15 protein-coding genes are annotated in these 15680 nt (G+C 69.8%); 7 read left to right on the top strand and 8 right to left on the bottom strand.

The window, feature by feature from the left end; all coding sequences use genetic code 11:
• Positions 1–228 precede the first annotated feature (228 nt).
• The 3 genes from E1281_RS25620 to E1281_RS25615 all read right to left on the bottom strand — a co-directional run bounded on the left by E1281_RS25620 (position 229) and on the right by E1281_RS25615 (position 1411).
• Positions 229–507 (bottom strand): hypothetical protein, encoded by a 279-nt coding sequence (locus tag E1281_RS25620; RefSeq protein ID WP_131882225.1) that lies wholly within the window; start codon positions 505–507, stop codon positions 229–231.
• 148 nt (positions 508–655) lie between these two features.
• Entirely contained in the window at positions 656–799 is a 144-nt protein-coding gene (locus tag E1281_RS40475; protein WP_165959101.1) for a hypothetical protein, read from the bottom strand.
• Between the two features lie 213 nt (positions 800–1012).
• Positions 1013–1411, bottom strand: coding sequence for an ATP-binding protein (locus E1281_RS25615; protein WP_131882224.1), 399 nt, complete (start codon positions 1409–1411; stop codon positions 1013–1015).
• Positions 1412–1556: 145 nt separating this feature from the next.
• Between E1281_RS25615 and E1281_RS25610 the strand changes: the two genes are divergently transcribed.
• Positions 1557–2360 (top strand): helix-turn-helix transcriptional regulator, encoded by an 804-nt coding sequence (locus E1281_RS25610; protein ID WP_131882223.1) that lies wholly within the window; start codon positions 1557–1559, stop codon positions 2358–2360.
• Positions 2351–2536 carry a DUF397 domain-containing protein gene (locus tag E1281_RS25605; protein ID WP_131882222.1) on the top strand — a complete coding sequence of 62 codons (186 nt, stop codon included), beginning with the start codon at positions 2351–2353 and terminating at the stop codon, positions 2534–2536. The genes E1281_RS25610 and E1281_RS25605 overlap by 10 nt, the downstream gene beginning before the upstream one ends.
• Positions 2537–2629: 93 nt before the next feature.
• Here E1281_RS25605 and E1281_RS25600 read toward each other — a convergent pair whose 3' ends face one another.
• The 5 genes from E1281_RS25600 to E1281_RS25580 form a co-directional block, all read right to left on the bottom strand.
• Positions 2630–3046 (bottom strand): hypothetical protein, encoded by a 417-nt coding sequence (locus E1281_RS25600; protein ID WP_131882221.1) that lies wholly within the window; start codon positions 3044–3046, stop codon positions 2630–2632.
• Between the two features lie 157 nt (positions 3047–3203).
• Positions 3204–3533: a hypothetical protein gene (locus E1281_RS25595; protein ID WP_131882220.1), complete on the bottom strand. Its 330-nt coding sequence runs from the start codon at positions 3531–3533 to the stop codon at positions 3204–3206.
• Between the two features lie 104 nt (positions 3534–3637).
• Positions 3638–8482, bottom strand: coding sequence for a DNA repair ATPase (locus E1281_RS25590; protein WP_131882219.1), 4845 nt, complete (start codon positions 8480–8482; stop codon positions 3638–3640).
• Between the two features lie 106 nt (positions 8483–8588).
• Positions 8589–10610, bottom strand: coding sequence for a flotillin family protein (locus tag E1281_RS25585; RefSeq protein ID WP_131882218.1), 2022 nt, complete (start codon positions 10608–10610; stop codon positions 8589–8591).
• 44 nt (positions 10611–10654) lie between these two features.
• Entirely contained in the window at positions 10655–11335 is a 681-nt protein-coding gene (locus E1281_RS25580) for a hypothetical protein (protein ID WP_131882217.1), read from the bottom strand.
• 531 nt (positions 11336–11866) lie between these two features.
• On the opposite strand from E1281_RS25580, the gene E1281_RS25575 reads away from it, so the two are divergent.
• The 5 genes from E1281_RS25575 (at position 11867) to E1281_RS25555 (ending at position 15657) form a co-directional block, all read left to right on the top strand.
• The gene (locus tag E1281_RS25575) at positions 11867–12889 is read left to right on the top strand and encodes a sulfotransferase (RefSeq protein ID WP_131882216.1); all 1023 of its coding nucleotides are present in this window, start codon (positions 11867–11869) and stop codon (positions 12887–12889) included.
• A gap of 452 nt (positions 12890–13341) precedes the next feature.
• Positions 13342–13599: an acyl carrier protein gene (locus E1281_RS25570; RefSeq protein WP_131882215.1), complete on the top strand. Its 258-nt coding sequence runs from the start codon at positions 13342–13344 to the stop codon at positions 13597–13599.
• A 26-nt stretch (positions 13600–13625) separates the two neighbouring features.
• Positions 13626–14237 carry an SGNH/GDSL hydrolase family protein gene (locus tag E1281_RS25565; RefSeq protein ID WP_165959100.1) on the top strand — a complete coding sequence of 204 codons (612 nt, stop codon included), beginning with the start codon at positions 13626–13628 and terminating at the stop codon, positions 14235–14237.
• 36 nt (positions 14238–14273) lie between these two features.
• Positions 14274–15203 carry an SGNH/GDSL hydrolase family protein gene (locus tag E1281_RS25560; RefSeq protein WP_131882213.1) on the top strand — a complete coding sequence of 310 codons (930 nt, stop codon included), beginning with the start codon at positions 14274–14276 and terminating at the stop codon, positions 15201–15203.
• 34 nt (positions 15204–15237) lie between these two features.
• On the top strand, positions 15238–15657 hold the full coding sequence (locus E1281_RS25555; protein WP_131882212.1) for a nuclear transport factor 2 family protein: 420 nt from the start codon (positions 15238–15240) through the stop codon (positions 15655–15657).
• Positions 15658–15680: the final 23 nt, after the last annotated feature.

Here is a 15680-nt window from a genome sequence, read left to right as displayed (position 1 = left end):
ACGTCCTGCCGTGGGGCCGCCAGGAGGAATGGCAGGACTCACCGGACGGCTGGCCGAAGTCGCCCACCTACTCCAAATGGCTCGACTCACCCGACGTCGCCCGCCTCTACGGCCCACCGGAGACGCCTTAGCGAGTCCGCACGCGAGATCCGCTACGGAGGCTCAAGTGTGACAAGAGATGGAACGGCTCCGGGGGGTGCCCGGAGCCGTTCACTGTGCTCGTGCCGGTCAGCCGATGTAACTGATGGCGACGACTCCGGCGATGACGACGCCGTAGACGGCAGCCGTCTCAAACGCGAGCCTCGTCTTGCCCCGCCACCCCGAGAAGGTCTCGGGGTCGCGGTCGTGGGCGCGCTTCCGCTCGTACCCCCACACGATCGCGCCGATCAGCCAGGAAAGGCTCCACACGGCCAGCATGAAGAGCTGACCGAAGAAGGGCCAGAGCAGCATGGCGACGCCCAGCAGGGCGGCGAGGGCCGCCAGGACGTACCTTGAACGTTTGTCCATGGTCGTTCTCCTTGTCTTTCGTTTGTTACGGCGCGTGACGGCCGTACCCACCGTTGACAGTGCCGTGGCGCGGTGCGGACGCAACACGGCTGGTGGCATCCACCGTTTCGGGCGCGGGGCGGCGGCCCGGAGGCCGCCCGGCGGGGCCCTACCAGGTGCCGGGGAACATGCGCTGCTTGAGGACGGCGTCCACCTGGTCGGTGGCGTACTTGGTGTCGCCGCAGGGCGAGAGGTAGCCGTGCCTGCCGCGTCCGGCCTCGTAGTACCCCCAAGGCTCCATCAGGCGTGGCACGGACGCTCACGGCGACGCGGACGTGGTGATCGGGGGCGAACGCGAAGACCCACAGCAGCGGCGGCCGGGTGGGGAACTCGTCGGCCTGGTAGAGCTTGACGTACCGGTATCCCTTGGTGGCGACCGTGACGGCGAGCAGGTCCAGGTGGCGGATCGCCGTGGCGCGCCCCCGGCGGGTGCGCCAGCGCAGGACCTGGCGCCGTGCCCGGACGTTCACCGGCCGCAACGAGCCCATACGGCCTTTCCCCCCTCGTCGAGCGGCCGGACGCCCCAGTCGTGGACGAGTTGCGCCACCAGCCGCAGGCCCCGTCCGCCGATGGCACCGTGGTCCTCGGGCCGGACGACGGGCAGAACCGCGCCCTCATCGCACACCTCGATGACGACGAGACCGGCCTTCGCGTCGGGGAAGGCCCGGACGATGATGTGCCCGAATCCCACGTGTTCGTAGGCATTGGTGACCAATTCGGTGACCACGAGTCGGCCGGTGAAGTCGTCGGCCATCCCGATTTCCCGAAAGCGCTCCGCGATGAAGTGGCGTGCTCGGGCGGGCGCCCGTTCGGACGTCTCCAGGACGAGGGAGGGTGTTTCTGGCGCGAGTGCTAGTGCTGGCATCGGATGACCTTCGGATCACGTCGGTTGCTTGCTCGCCAATTCAGGCAGCGAACGCTTAGGAGAAACCATCAAGTACGAGAGAAAAAGAAAACTGATCACGACAGAGTTGATGACAACTTGACCGGGCTTGAGACACCATGTCGCCATGGCACCCTCCCGTCATCACAGCAAGCGCAGCGGCGCGTCCCCCATGCTCACCGCCTTCGGCAAAGCGTTCCGCCGGTACCGCACCGGCACCGGGCTCAGTCAGGAACGATTGGCGGTCAAATTGGGTGTAACCACCCAATACGTTTCTTTGGTGGAACTCGGGCGTACTCGCTGCACGTTCGAATTCGCCACGGCCGCCGACGAGGCCCTCGAAGTCGGCGGGGATCTCCAGGAGCTCTGGAAGGACCTCGTCATGGACGCCGCGTACCCGACGTGGTTCGACTGGCCGACCGTCGAGGCCGACGCCGTGGAGATCACGGCCTACGGCCTCACGGTCGTCCCTGGTCTCCTCCAGACGCCCGCATACGCGAACGCGATCCTGCACGGCGACAAGGAGGCCGTGGACGCCCGCATCAGGCGGCAGGAGATCCTCCGGAAGAACCCTCCTCCTGCGTTGACCGTCCTCCTGGACGAGGCGGTGCTGCACCGTGCGGTCGGCAGCAAGGAGATCATGCGTGAGCAGCTCGAATACCTGATCAGCGTGGTCGGGCCGAACGTCACCGTCCAGGTCGTCCCGAGCAGCGGCGAGCACGGGGGCAACTCGGGGCCGTTCGTCGTCGCGACCCTGGAGGACCGATCGGAGGTCGTATACGTCGATAGCGCGTATCGTGGACTCACCTTGAGCGAGCCGGAGGCGTTGAACGCGGTCGCGAGAACCCTCCGGGAACTTCGCAGCCTGGCCCTGCCGATGGCCGCGAGCGTCGAGCTGATCCGCAGAACGGTGGAAGAGAGATGGACCTGAGTCGCGCGGTATGGCGCAAGGCCGGCCGCAGCACCTCGAACGGCGGCGAATGCGTGGAGGTCGCCAGGGTGCCTGGAACGGTCGCCATTCGTGACAGCAAAGACCCCATGGGGCCCTACCTCATCGTGACCCCCGAGGACTTCCGGCACCTTGCAGAGACCCTCAAGAACGTCTGACTCGGAAGCGAACCCGCGGCAGAGCGGCAGGTCACACGCAGGGACGAGGGTGACGCAGAGGTCGGGGGGCCGGTTGTTGGACGGCCCCCCGAGTCATGCGTACGAGACAGCTCCACCATGGCGGCGGAGCCGTTCAGGTAACGACACCCCTAAGCGGCGCTCGCCTTTCTTGCGACTCGCTCTGAGGATGAAGTGGGCGATGCCGGCGAGCACGACGTATGCGCCGCCGAAACCGATGGTGAGCACGATGTCGGCACTGGCGAGCGCGACCCCGGCAGTGAAGAAGATGCCGAGAGCAACTGTGTTGCTGGCCCACAGCCACCCGGCGGCAATCAACATTGCGTAGACGACCAACAGGGCGAGGAGGGCGAAGACGCGGAGGATATCCACGAAATCGCCGCCGCTGTCGGCGACACCGACAACGATGATTGCGATGGAGACGAGGGCCGCGGCGATCGCAGCCGTGACGGCGGCCGCGATCAGGTGGTTGGAAAATGACTTCTTTTTCATGATCTTTCCTTTGGATCAGCATCCGTGAACGGTCCACGGATGACATGGCATACCGTCCGGCCGCCACTCGCATGCGCAACTCGAACCCGGGTCTCGCGGGCCGGGCGAGAAGGAGCGGCTCCGGTGTCACCCGGAGCCGCTCAGTGGTTCGGTGCCCTCAGCTGAGGTAGCCGATGGCGTAGGCCCCGGCGGCGCCGATGACGGTCGCGACGATCACCACCAGGACCAGCCCCCGTGCGCTCCACCACCCCGACCGCTTCTCGGGGTCGCGGCGGGTGATGCTCCAGCCGACCACCCAGAAGACGAGGCCGACCACCGAGAGCAGGAGCCACACGAGCAGCATGATGAGCTGCCCGATGTGGTCGGCGACGAAGGGCCTGGCCGCCATGGCCAAGGCCCCCAGGACGCCGAGAAACACCAGGAAGGGCTTGGGGTTGGCCCACAGGTAGGCCAGAACCGCCTTCATGGACCCTGAACGCTTGTTCATGGTCGTCTCCGAATCTCTTTTCTTTGTTACGGCACTGGACGGCCGTACTCACCGTGAACAGTCTCGTGGCGCGGTGGCCGGGCAACACGGGTCGGGGCGTTTCGTCAGTGGGGGCGCAGGGCCTTTTCGATGGCGGTGAGTTTGTCCGCCAGGTGGAGGAGGGCGCCCACGGACGGGTCCTCCTGGTTTCCGGCGAGGGTCTGGGCTCGCCGGTGAGCCTCCTTGATCTCCGTCCAGCGGGCCTGCTGGGGCGGGGTCAGGGTGCCGCGGAGTTCGGCGAGCTTGAGGAGGTTGGCCTCGGCGTCCGAGGTGAGGGTCTGGGACTCGGCCCGGTAGTGGTCGTCTATGGCCGCTTCGAGCTCGGACGTGTTCATGACCGGGAGGATGCGCTCGGCCAGTTTGTTCATGTCGCGGTAGGAGCCCTGGAGGCGGAAAGGCGGCTCGGTGCGGGCGGAGTCGTCCTGGGCGGCGGAGGCGATGTACGCGCGGTTGACGCTGAGGACGGTCCGCTGGACGTCAAGGAGCTTGGCCAGGACGGAGAGGATCTCGTCCAGCTCGGTCTGGGTGTAGGGGTGGGACAGGCGGTCGGGCCGGACGGTCTCGTCGCCGGAGGCCAGGCGGACGAGCAGCTCGATGTCGGAACGGTCGTGGTTCGTCAAGGGCGCGAGGACCGGGTTCGACGTCAGCGCGTTCTCGATGTAGCTCAGCGCGAACAGGTCGTCCTTCCCGGACAGGACGTCGCCCAGGTTCCACACGTCGGCGCGGTTGGCGAGCATGTCGGGGACGCGGAAGCGCCGCCCGGACTCGGTGTACGGGTTGCCGGCCATGCAGACCGCGAAGCGTTTGCCGCGCAGGTCGTAGGTGCTCGGCTCGCCGTCCTTGACCCCGTCGATGCGGCGCTGGGCGTCGCAGAGGGGGATGAACTTCTGCAGGAGTTCGGGCGAGGTGTGCTGGATGTCGTCCAGGTAGAGCAGGACGTTGTTGCCCATGTCGAGGGCGAAGTTGATCTTCTCGACCTCCTGGCGGGCGGTGGCGTTGGGGGCCTGGGCGGGGTCGAGGGACGTGACGTCGTGGCCGAGGGCGGGGCCGTCCACCTTGACGAGGGCCAGCCCGAGGCGTTCGGCGACATATTCCATGAGGGTCGTCTTGCCGTAGCCGGGCGGGGAGATGAGCAGCAGCATTCCCATCTGGTCAGTGCGCTTGCTGTCGCCGGTGGCGCCCAGCTGTTTGGCCAGGTTGTCGCCGATGAGCGGGAGGTAGACCTCGTCGACCAGGCGGTTCCGGACGAAGGCGCTCATCGTGCGCGGCTTGAGGCCGGCGATGCCGAGGCGCTTCTCCTCCGTCGCGATGAGGTCGTTCCGCTGCTTCTGGTAGGCGCGGAAAGCCGGGACGCGTTCCGAGCGGAAACGGTGCGTGCGGGCGAGCGACTCGTCCAGGCGGAGGCCGATGCGGCGGTCGGTGATGCGGGGGTGGCTGCCGAGGAGGTCGTCGATGGTCGCCGTCAGGCCGGCGGGGGAGTCGTAGCGGGCGGACGCGCCCGGTGGTGAAGGGCACAGCAGCATCGCGACCGCCTCGGGCAGGTCGGACGGGGTCTCGGCGAACGGGGCCAGCCAGGCTTCGGCGAGCTGGTGGCGGGCGGCGAGGTCGTCGCCGAGGTCGCCCAGGTCGTTCTCCAGATCGGTGCGGTGCGCCTCGCCGAGGCTCTTCAGCAGGTCGCGGGCGCTCTGGCTGGTGACGAAGCCGTCGGGGGCGGTGGCGAGTTCCTCGATGAGGTACTCGGCGGCGAGCCGCGCGTCGGGGGCGGCGAGCCCGGTGCGGTCGGTGAACCCGGTGATGGACGCGGCGAGTTCGGTGGTCAGCGCGGCCAGGCCGTCGTGGCCTCCCAGCGTCCGGCGGGCGCGGACGAGGGAGCGGGCCCGGGTCGTCCACGCGGTGCGGCCGGCGGGGTCGGTGCCGCGCGTCCAGAAGATCTGCGCGGCGGCGCGGGCCGGGGACGGGTAGCGCAGCAGGCCCGCGTCGGTGCGCAGGTGCAGCAGGGTCTCCAGGATGCGGGCGGCGTCGTGGTCGTGGACGCCCCGCTCGTAACCCTCGTCGTAGCGGTCGGCGGCCACGTCCCGGACCAGGGCGAGGAGGCGGTCTTCGGCGGCGGCCCGGCGGAGCTCGCCGGGATCGGCGTCCGCGAGGATCGACGTCGCCAGGTATTCGGCGCGGTAGGTTTCCGGAGTCTCCGAGACGAGGGTCTGGTTCCACAGCGGGCGGGTCGCCGCGAAGCCCTCGTCGAGGACGCAGGCGCGGTAGTCGGTGCCGGTGATCGCGAAGGCGACCGTGTCGCGGTGCGGGACGAGGGTCAGCTCGATCGGCCGGGTGTTGACCGCGAAGAGGTGCCGGCCGAGCCGGATCGTCCCGCCGTCGTCCCCGTACAGGTCGAGCCGGTCGCGGAGGGCCCGGCCCGCTTCCTGGCGCGCTGCCTTGACGCGGCCTTCCAGCTCTTCCGCGCGGACGCCGTCGTCCAGGGCGCGCAGCTCGTCGGCGATCCCGCCCAGCCGGGCCACCATGGCGTCGGTGGCGAAGTAGGTGTTGACCTCGTCCGGAGACCCGAGCGTGGCGGCGCGGCGGCGGACTCCGGAGAGGATGCGCTCGGCCGACTCGGTGAGGCGGTCGGTGCGGCGGGCGCGCTCGTCCAGGAGGGCCTGCTTGCGCGAGGAGAACGCCTCGTAGACCTCGGTCCGCTTGGTCTCCAGTTCGGAGAGGAAGTCGTCCAGGTCGGAGAAGCGGGCCTGGAGGGTCTCCAGGCGGAGGAGCAGGCGGCCGAGCTGCTCGTCGCAGCTCTCCGGCGTGGCGGCGCCCGCGAGGGCCCCCGCGATGGACTGGTCGAGCAGCGCCAGCTCGGCGGCGAACTCGGCGCGGCCCTCGCGTCCGAGCAGGTCGCGGCGCCGGTTGTCCAGGACGGCGCGGGCGCGGTTGAGACCGCCGAGGACCTCGCCGACGCGCTCCAGGATCGCGGTCCGGGCCGTGGCGTCGGCGATGTCGAGGTCGCCGACCACCTCCGTGACGACCTCCAGGCCCTCGTTCTGCGCGTCGAGGAGATCGGCCAGCGGCACGGCGCCGGCGGCGGTCTCGATGGCCCGCGCCGCCTCGGTGATGCGCTCGACCTCGGCGTGGTAACCGGTGAAGGCGTCCTCGCCCTGGAGGAACGCGACGGCGCCCTGCCCGGCCGCCCCGAGCTCGGTCTGGACGGTCTCGGAAAGTTCGTCAAGACGGGCGGTGTCGACGTAGCGAAGGTCGCGCAGAGTCTCCAGATGCCCCTGGGCCCGGCGGAACTCGGCGAGCCGGGCGATCCAGCCGTCCGCCGCCGACGGCGCCTCGGCGCGCGACCGGCGCACCAGCCCGGCGATGTCGTCGGCGCTCTCGGAGACCGCGGCGGCCGCCTGGTCGGTGAGCGCGCGGACCTTCTCGTACTCGTCCAGGACCTGCCCGGCGGTCGTGCGGACGTCCGCCAGCGGCGCGGCCACGTCCCCGAGGTCGTCCTCGGCGAGCCAGTGGTACAGGTCGGCCGTCCGCGTGCACGCCGAGATCAGCGCCTCGAACACCCGCGTCGCCGGCGACATCTCGTCCACCATGCGGGTGATGGAGAGGCATTCGGAGATTCCGCGGACCAGGTCCGCGTTGCCGACCCGCTCCAAGGGACCCGTCCCCACGGGCTGCGCCGCGGCGTGCGCGTCGGAGACGTAGGGCGTGCGCCAGACCTGCATCGGGTGGACGCGCGCGGGCTCCTCCGAGAACGCCCGCATCACGGCGAGCGTCCCGTCCTCGAACAGCGAGTACCCGTGGCAGGTGATCGGCGTCGTGACCTGCTTGCGGATCACGTTGTAGGGCAGCAGCAGCGACCGCCCGTCCTCGCGCGAGTGGAAGACGTACAGGACGTCCTCGCCGTTGGGCGAGCGGACGACGCGCTCGTACTCCAGGCCCGTGACGTCGGTGTCGAAGGTCTTCGCGGCGCCCGTGTCCAGGTGGTAGCCGCCGGGGAAGATGATTCCGTGGTCGTCCGGCAGCCGCCGGCACGCCTGCGCGATCCCGTCGAGCCGCACGACCTCCTTGGTGCGGACGTTGAACACCAGATGCCGCCAGGCCGTCTCGTTGTACGGGCGGATCCGCAGCAGGATCAGCGCCCCGACACGCGCGTGCAGGATGTCGGCGTCCGCGAGGGACTGCAGCGGCTCGTCGACCGGCTCGGAGTAGATCCCGGTCCCGCTGCCGGTGTTGTCCTCGATCTTGACGGTGAGCGTGCCGCCGATCGTCTCGACGAACACCTCGCCCTCGATCGAGATGTGCGGGTGCCGCCCGGGGACGTGGTCGTCCCGCGTGGTCTCGACCCAGTCGACGTCGTGCGCCGCCGGGAACGCGTGGTCGCGTTCGCCCTGGTTGTCCTCGTAGGCGACGGTGCCGTCGGGCGCCGTGCGCCACCGCAGCACGCGCAGATCGGACAGGCGCGGGCCGGTCTGGAAGACCGCGAGCAGCCGCCCGTCCACCAGCCGGAGCTGGAGCAGCCGCGCCTGCCGGTAGTACCGGTACATGTCGGCGAAGTCGCGCCGGAACCTCGGGTCGTCCAGCAGGCCCGGAACCGCCTCCGGCCCGGTCGGGACGAACGCGATGCCCTGTCCGTCCCGCGTGAAGCGGTGCAGGGAGAACACGTCGTCGACCGTCGTCTCCGGCTTCAGCCCGAGGAAGACGTTGTAGCCGAAGAGCATCACCCCGCCGAGCGCCACCACGTCCCGCGGGACGCAGGTGTGCGCCGTCCGGATCTGCTCGGTTCCCGCCAGCCGCAGCTCCGCCCCGCCGAAGACCTCCAGCCGCCGCGCGTTCAGCGCCTCCGCCCGCCGCGCCAGCTCCCCGGCGTGCTCGCCGAGCCGCGCACGCAGCACCTCGTACGTCCCGTGATCCAGCTCCACCCGTCACTCCCCTCTCTCTCCCCGGACACCCACCTCGTTGACTTGCGGCGTGTTGTTGTTTTCGACGCGCTCATAACAACGACTCGCCGCAAGTCAACGGACTCGGTCAGTGGGGGGTGGTCAGTTCGGCGCCGTTGACCTCGGACAGCGGGGCGTCGGCGACGCCCAGGCGGCGGGCGGTGTCCAGGAGGTCCTGGAAACCGGACGCCTCCGGGCCGCCCGACTTGATCATCCGCAGCAGGAGCGCGGACAGGGTCAGGTCGCGGACGCCGCCGGTGTCGACCGCGCCGAGCAGCTTGGCCATGTCGTCGGTGAAGCTGCCCGAGCCGTCCAGCCAGGGGCCGGCGACGGACCGCGCCACCTCGGAGTTCTGGACGAAGCCGTCCACGCCCTTGCCGAGGGCGATGGAGCCGACGAGCCGGTCGAAGAACACGCTGTCGCCGCCGACGATGTTGATGTCGGCCGACTCCAGCCCCGCCGCGACGACGCCGGCCTGCGCCTCGGCGACCTGCCGCTGCACCTCGATGCCGGCGAGCCGGATGTCCTTCTCGGTCTCCAGCCGCAGCCGGTACTCCTCGTGCTGGCGGGACGCCTCGTCCAGCGCGGCCATCGCACCGGCCTTCTCGTTCAGGCCCTCCGCCTCGGCCTTGAGGCTCTCGCGGATCCGGGCGGCCTCGACCAGCGCCTTCTCCCGCGCGACGGCGGCCTCGGCGCGGCCGACCTTCTCGACGGCCTCGGCGTCCTTCTCGCGGACCTGGACCTCGGCGAGCCCGGCCGCGGCGGCCTCGGCCCGCAGGCCCTCGGCCAGGCGGATCTTCGCCTGCGCGTCCATCTCGGCGGCCTCCTGGCGCGCCTGCGCCATCGTGAGCTCCTCGCGGGCCCGGTGCTCGGCGGCGGCCTCCGCCGCCTCGGCGGCCTTGATGTCCTTGACCAGGTTCTCCTGCGCCTCGGCCTCGGCCTGGATGATGACCGCCTGGCGGGTGCGCTCGGCCTCCTCGACCGTCCGCAGCCGCTTGATGTTCTCCTCCTGCTCGGCGACGGTCCGCTCGACCGCGATCCGCTCGCGGACGACGTTGGCGATCTCCCGCTTCTCGGCCTCGACCTCCTTGTCGGCGGAGATCCGGGTCAGCTCGGTCTCCCGCTCGCGGGCGATGACCTCCAGGAGCCGGTCCTTCTCGATCCGCTCGCTCTCGATCGCGAGGACGCGCTCCTTGTTCTTCGCGGCGACCGAGACCTCGCGCTCCTTGTTCTCGTGCTGGACGCCGAGCTGCTCGTCGGTGCGGATGTGCGCGGTCTGCGCCCGCAGCCGCTCGTCCGCCTTCACCCGCTCGATCTCCGCCAGCTCCCGGGCCCGGACGGTCTCGACCTCGCGCTCCTGGCGCAGCTCCGCGTCGGCCTGGCGGCGCTCCAGTTCGAGGATCGCCTCGCGCGCCTCGACGTTCTGGCGCGTGATCTCCTTCTCCTCGTTGCGGGCGTGCTCGTTGGTGCGGACGTGCTCGATCGCGGTCAGCTCGGTGATCTTCCGGATGCCCTGGGCGTCCAGGATGTTGGACTTGTCCAGGGAGAGCAGCGGCGTCTGCTCCAGGTAGTCGATCGCGGCATCCTCAAGGCTGTAGCCGTTCAGGTCCGTGCCGATCACCCGGATGATGTGGTCGCGGAACTCGTCGCGGCGGGTGTAGAGGTCCGCGAAGTCCAGGTGCTTGCCGACGGTCTTCAGCGCCTCGGAGAACTTGGCCGCGAACAGTTCCTGCAGCGTCTCCTGGCTGCTGGCGCGCTCGGTGCCGATGGCCTGCGCCACCTTCACCACGTCCTCGACGGTCTTGTTGACGCGGACGAAGAACGTGATGCGGATGTCGGCGCGGATGTTGTCCTTGCAGATCAGCCCCTCGCGGCCGGTCCGCTCGATATCGATGGTCTTCACCGAGATGTCCATCATCTCGGCCTTGTGGAGCACCGGCAGGACGACCGCGCCGGTGAAGGTGACGTCGACCTTCTTGAACTTGGAGATGATGAGCGCGCGGCCCTGGTCGACCTTCTGGAACAGCTTCTTCACCATCAGCACCAGACCGAGGGTGATGATGAGGGCGAGCGCGAGAAGGACACCTGCGCCCACGGTGATGGTTTCCATCGGAGAATTCCCGTCTGTGGGGGGATAGAAAGTCGCGGGGATTTTCAGGGGGCCGGAGGGCCGAATGCCGCGTCGTGCGGCATGACCCAGAAGAACTGCCCGGCGGGGTCGAAATCGAAGATCAGTGCGGTGCTGCCCGCGGTGAGGGAGGTGCCCTCCGCCTCGCCCGCCACGGCCACGTCCGTGGCGGGCTGGCGCACCTGGACGATGGCGGACGAGCCGTCGGCGGAGGTGACCTCGGCCTGGCCGAAGTCCGGGCCGACCCGCCCGGTGCGGATCACGCACGGCAGCCCGACGAAGTCGCGCAGCGACGCCTCGGCCGGGCGCCGGAAGACGCGGCGCAGCGGCAGCACGATCAGCCGCGTCCCGCCCCAGGCCGCGATCAGGGCCGCGACCAGGACGAACGCTCGGACGACGGTGCCGTCGGCCAGCGCCGCCCCCGTCAGGCTGACGAACCAGGCGAGGACGATGAGCAGGGAGAGCACGACCGTGGCGGGGACACCGCCGAGCCCGAGGAACGCGAACATCCCGGTCGCGGGCCCGTCTCCGGCGTCCCCGTCCTCGGTGGCGGTGCCGGCCCCCGCATCGGCATCGGCGCCGCCACCGAGAAGGTCGATCCCCAGGCCGCCGGCCAGGACGAGCGCCCAGTAGAGGGCGACGACCAGGAGAGAGAAACTGAAAAGCGCCGTCGGAAATCCGAAGGCGACACTGAAGAATTCACCCATGTGACCGCACGCTTCCGCATCGAGACGTCATTGACCGTGCCGGACGCGACGAATACGCGCCGGCCCGGGAAAAGGGGCCCGCTAAGGGACGGTGGGGATGCGGCTCAGCTATCCGGGAAGTCGTGCGCCCAGGCCGGTGCGGTCAGGCCGTACGGCGGGGCGGGGACGAGCGAGGGGACACGCGAGGAGGCACACGGCGACGGAGGCGGCGTGACGAAGAACTGCCGGTGAGTCATCTGCCCTCCTGGTCGCAAGCGTGTCCTTTCCTGCCGGGCGAACTCTCCCGGCACCCTCTCCCGGCATCTTGGTTGATACCGTAGCTTATTTCTCGCTAAAAGGGAAGTCTTCTACCGATCGATACACGAGAACCCCGTTGACCAGCACATCCGCACGAACCACCGCGTTCCGGAGGTGCAACCGGGACGAAGGGCGGGCCGGGGCGGCATCGATGGAGAGTCATGGCAGGACTTTCAGGTTTCGTTGAGGTAGTTTTGTGGCCCCGCTCAGCCGACCTGCGTACCTTGGCGCGCCATGAATCCGCAGACCAGCCGGCCGATCTTCGTCATCGGCTGTCCTCGTTCGGGAACGACGCTGCTGCAGCAGATGCTGCATTCGCACCGGCGTATCGCGTTCCCGTCCGAGACCAGGTTCGTGCACACCTCGTACGACGTGCGGCACACCTTCGGTGACCTGGAGCGGGAGGAGAACCGGCGCCGGCTGGCCGAGTGGATCGTCAAGGGCGAGGACACCAAGTTCAAGGTCCTCAAGCTGGACGCCGACGCCGTCATCGAGGAGATCGTGGACGCGCCGCCGACGCTGGGGTCCGCGCTGGCGACCGTCTTCCGGGCGTACGCGCGCGGGCACGGCAAGCCGCGCTGGGGCGACAAGCGCCCGAGCTACTTCCGCCGGGTGCCGATGCTCCGGCGGATGTTCCCGGATGCGCAGTTCATCCACCTCGTCCGGGACGGCCGGGACGCGGTCAGCTCGCTGAAGCGGATGCCGTGGTACCACGGCGACACCTTCTCCGCCGCGCTGACCTGGCGGGAGGCGGTCGACATGGGCAAGCGCCTCGCCCGCCGTCTCGGCCCGGACACGTTCTACGAGTTCCGATACGAGGACCTGGTCGCCGAGCCCGAGCCGGAGCTGGAGAAGCTCTGCGTGTTCCTCGGCGAGACGTTCGACCCGGCGATGACCAGGGCGTACGAGCACGCGCGGCAGACGGTGCCGTCAGCCCGCAAGTGGCACCTGCGGACGCACGAGGCGCCCAACACGCGCAACGTCGGCGCGTGGCGGGACCGCCTGGAGGACTGGGAGGCCGATCTGGTCGAGCACGTCCTCGCCTCGCGGCTGGTCGACCACGGCTACACGCTGACCGGGGTGTCGCGTCCCGCGGTCGCGAACCTCGCCAGATACCACCGGCTCGCGGCGCACCGGTGGCGGTCGCACCGCGCGCACGGGGTACTGGAGCGGCTTTCCCAGGCCCGCGAACCCAATCCGGTCGTCTCGCGCCTGGCCGGGCCGGTGCCGGTGGACGATCCCGCTGACGAGGGCTGACTCCGTCGAGGACAGGTGCGTCTTTCCCTGGGGCAACAGGGACCTGACCCGCCCGTGATGGGGGAGTCTGGAAGGTTGTCCGAAATTCTCATGGAACGTGCCGGTCCGCCGGGGCCGGCCGGCGCCCGCGCGGGGCGGGTCTGCTGGGAAACGACGCAGGTGGCGTGCCGCGGTGGGGTCCGCGGGGAGCAATGGATCGGTGGGACTCCCGGGAACGGCGGTTTCTGGGCGGGCTGCCGGTGGGTCCCTTAACGGAAGTGGTTACCATCCAGTAACATAGCGCCGTTTTACCGTCTCACTGACTTAATTTACGAAACAGAGACATGGTTGTATCCGATCGTTCACATCCGGATCTGAGACACATCATCCATTTGCCGGTATCTTGCGTGTTGCTCGTCTTCCGATAGCTATCGCGATTGATTCGATGATCCTCTGACTTAGGGAGGAGTGCGGTGACCAGATCGGAAACAATTTCCCACGACGAGTTGCAATCGTGGCTTCTTGACAGGATCGCCTTCTACCTCGACAAGCCCGCCGAAAACATCGACCCGGGGGTCGAACTGGCCCGCTACGGCGTGGACTCGGTCTACGCCATCAGCATCATCAGCGACATCGAGGACCACCTGCAGGTCGAGGTCGACGTGGCCGAGGCCCGGCGCAGGGAGACGGTGGCCGCGCTCACCGACTACCTGCTCGAACTCGTCGCGTGATGGGCGGCCGGCCTGCACGTCGCGTGATGGGCGGCGGGCCCGTCATGCTGGTGCTCGGCGACAGCGTCGCCGAGGGCCAGAACGACCCGGACCCGGCCGGCGGGTGGCTCGGCTGGGCCGGTCGGCTCGCCCGTGAGCTGGGCATTTCCCGCGAGGAGATGCGCAACGTCTCCGACCCGGGGGCGACGATCGAGGACGTGGTCCGCGACCAGCTCCCCGCCGTCCAGGACCTGCGGCCGGGCCTGGTCGTGCTCGGCTGCGGCATGAACGACGCGCTGCGCGGCTTCGAACGGGAGGCCGCGGCGACCCGGCTGCACGAGCTGTTCGGCTGGGCCCGGTCGCGCGGCGCGGTCGCCCTGGCGATCCCGGTGCCGCGGCCGCCGCTGCTCGACCTGTCCCCGATGTCGCAGTTCCGCAAGAAGCGCACCGTGCAGCGCATTCATGACTTCAACGAGGAGCTCGACCGCGCGACCCGCGAGTTCGGAATACCGTTTCCCGGCCGGGAAACGGTGGCGAAGGTCGCCGACCCCGCGATGTGGAGTGCCGACGGAATCCACCTGAACCCGAGAGGGCACGCATATGTGGCGGAGGTGATCGCGAACATCGCACGGAGCCTGCTCCGCGAGCGGGTGATCTGAGCCTCGGGGGCCGAACCGCACAAGTCTGGGATTGAGATGAAGAGACCATTCACCTTCGCCCGCGTCCCCCAGTCGATGATGCTGATTCCGCTCGCACCGGTCCTGGCCGTCCAGGCATGGCGGACGGCGCGCCGGACGCCGCGGCTCGACCCCGCGACCGGGGACGAGCACGGTTTCGTCGCCGGCGCGGACCCGGGCACCGGCCCCGCCTACCGGGTCGTGGTGATCGGCGAGTCGACCGCCGTGGGGGTCGGGGCGTCCCAGCACGCGCAGGCGTTGCCCGGCTTCCTGGCCGAGGCGCTGAGGGAGCGCCTGCGCCGCAGCGTGTCGTGGTCGGTCAGCGGGGAGAACGGAGCGACGGCCCACCGGGTCGCGATCGGGCTTCTCCCGCAGGCGAACGGCGGCCGCGGCCACGGCCCGCCCCGCGACGGCGCGCCCCCCGGCCTTCCGGCCCCGGGTGACCGCGCCGCTTCGGCCTCCGCGGGCGCGGGGCCGGATCTCGTGGTCGTGACCGTGGGGATCAACGATCTGATCCGGCGGCGCCCGCTGCGGCGGTGGACGGCCGACGTGGCCGAGCTCATCACCGCCCTGCAGGGCGAGTACGCGCACGCGACCCTGGTCGTCGCCGGGATGCCGCCCGTGCACCGGTTCCCCGCGATCCCGCAGCCGCTGCGGCTCGTCCTCGGCGCTCGGGCACGGACCATGGACCGGATCATGCGCGACGCCGCCCGTGCGGGCGGCGCGGTCCACGCTCCCATGGACGAGGCGATGGCACGCGACCGCGGGCTCTTCGCCTCCGACGGATTCCACCCGTCACCCGCCGGCTACCGCGCCTGGGCCGAGGACCTCGCCCGGGCCGCCGCACCCGCCGGCCCGGCCGAGGCCCCGGGGCCGGCCGATCCCGCACCCGGCACCACCGAGAGCACGCCCCCCGCCGGCACCGTCCAGCCCTGGACGGTGAAGTGATCCCGACCCACGGCAAGTGAAGGGAGCAGCTCAGGTGACGGTTCCCGGAACGTTCCGAAAAGCGGTGGAGGCCAAAGACCTCTCCGCGATCACCGGTGCGCTCGACCCTGGCATCGAGTTCAACAGCCCGGTGATGGTGAAGCCCTACCAGGGCCGCGACACCGTCGTCGCGCTGCTCGCCGTGCTGCTGGAGGTCTTCGAGGACTTCCACTACACCGACGAGCTCGTCGGCACCGGCCGGCCGGACGTCCCCTCCCAGGCGCTGATCTTCGACGCGCGGGTGATGGGCAAGGCCGTCCAGGGGCTCGATCTGCTCAGGTTCGGCGACGGCGGACTCGTCACCGGGCTGACCGTGATGGTCCGCCCCCTCCCCGCGGCGATGACGCTCGCCCGGGTGGTCGGGCGGCGGATGGAGGAGGCGGAGGGACCGGGGGGCCCTTCCGGCACCGCCTAGCTATAGGGAGTCGAAAGAGATGG

The sequence above is a fragment of the Actinomadura sp. KC345 genome, from assembly GCF_004348515.1.
GTDB lineage: Bacteria > Actinomycetota > Actinomycetes > Streptosporangiales > Streptosporangiaceae > Spirillospora.
Note: the sequence above shows the minus strand (reverse complement) of the source record. Positions and strands in the feature narration are given on the sequence as shown.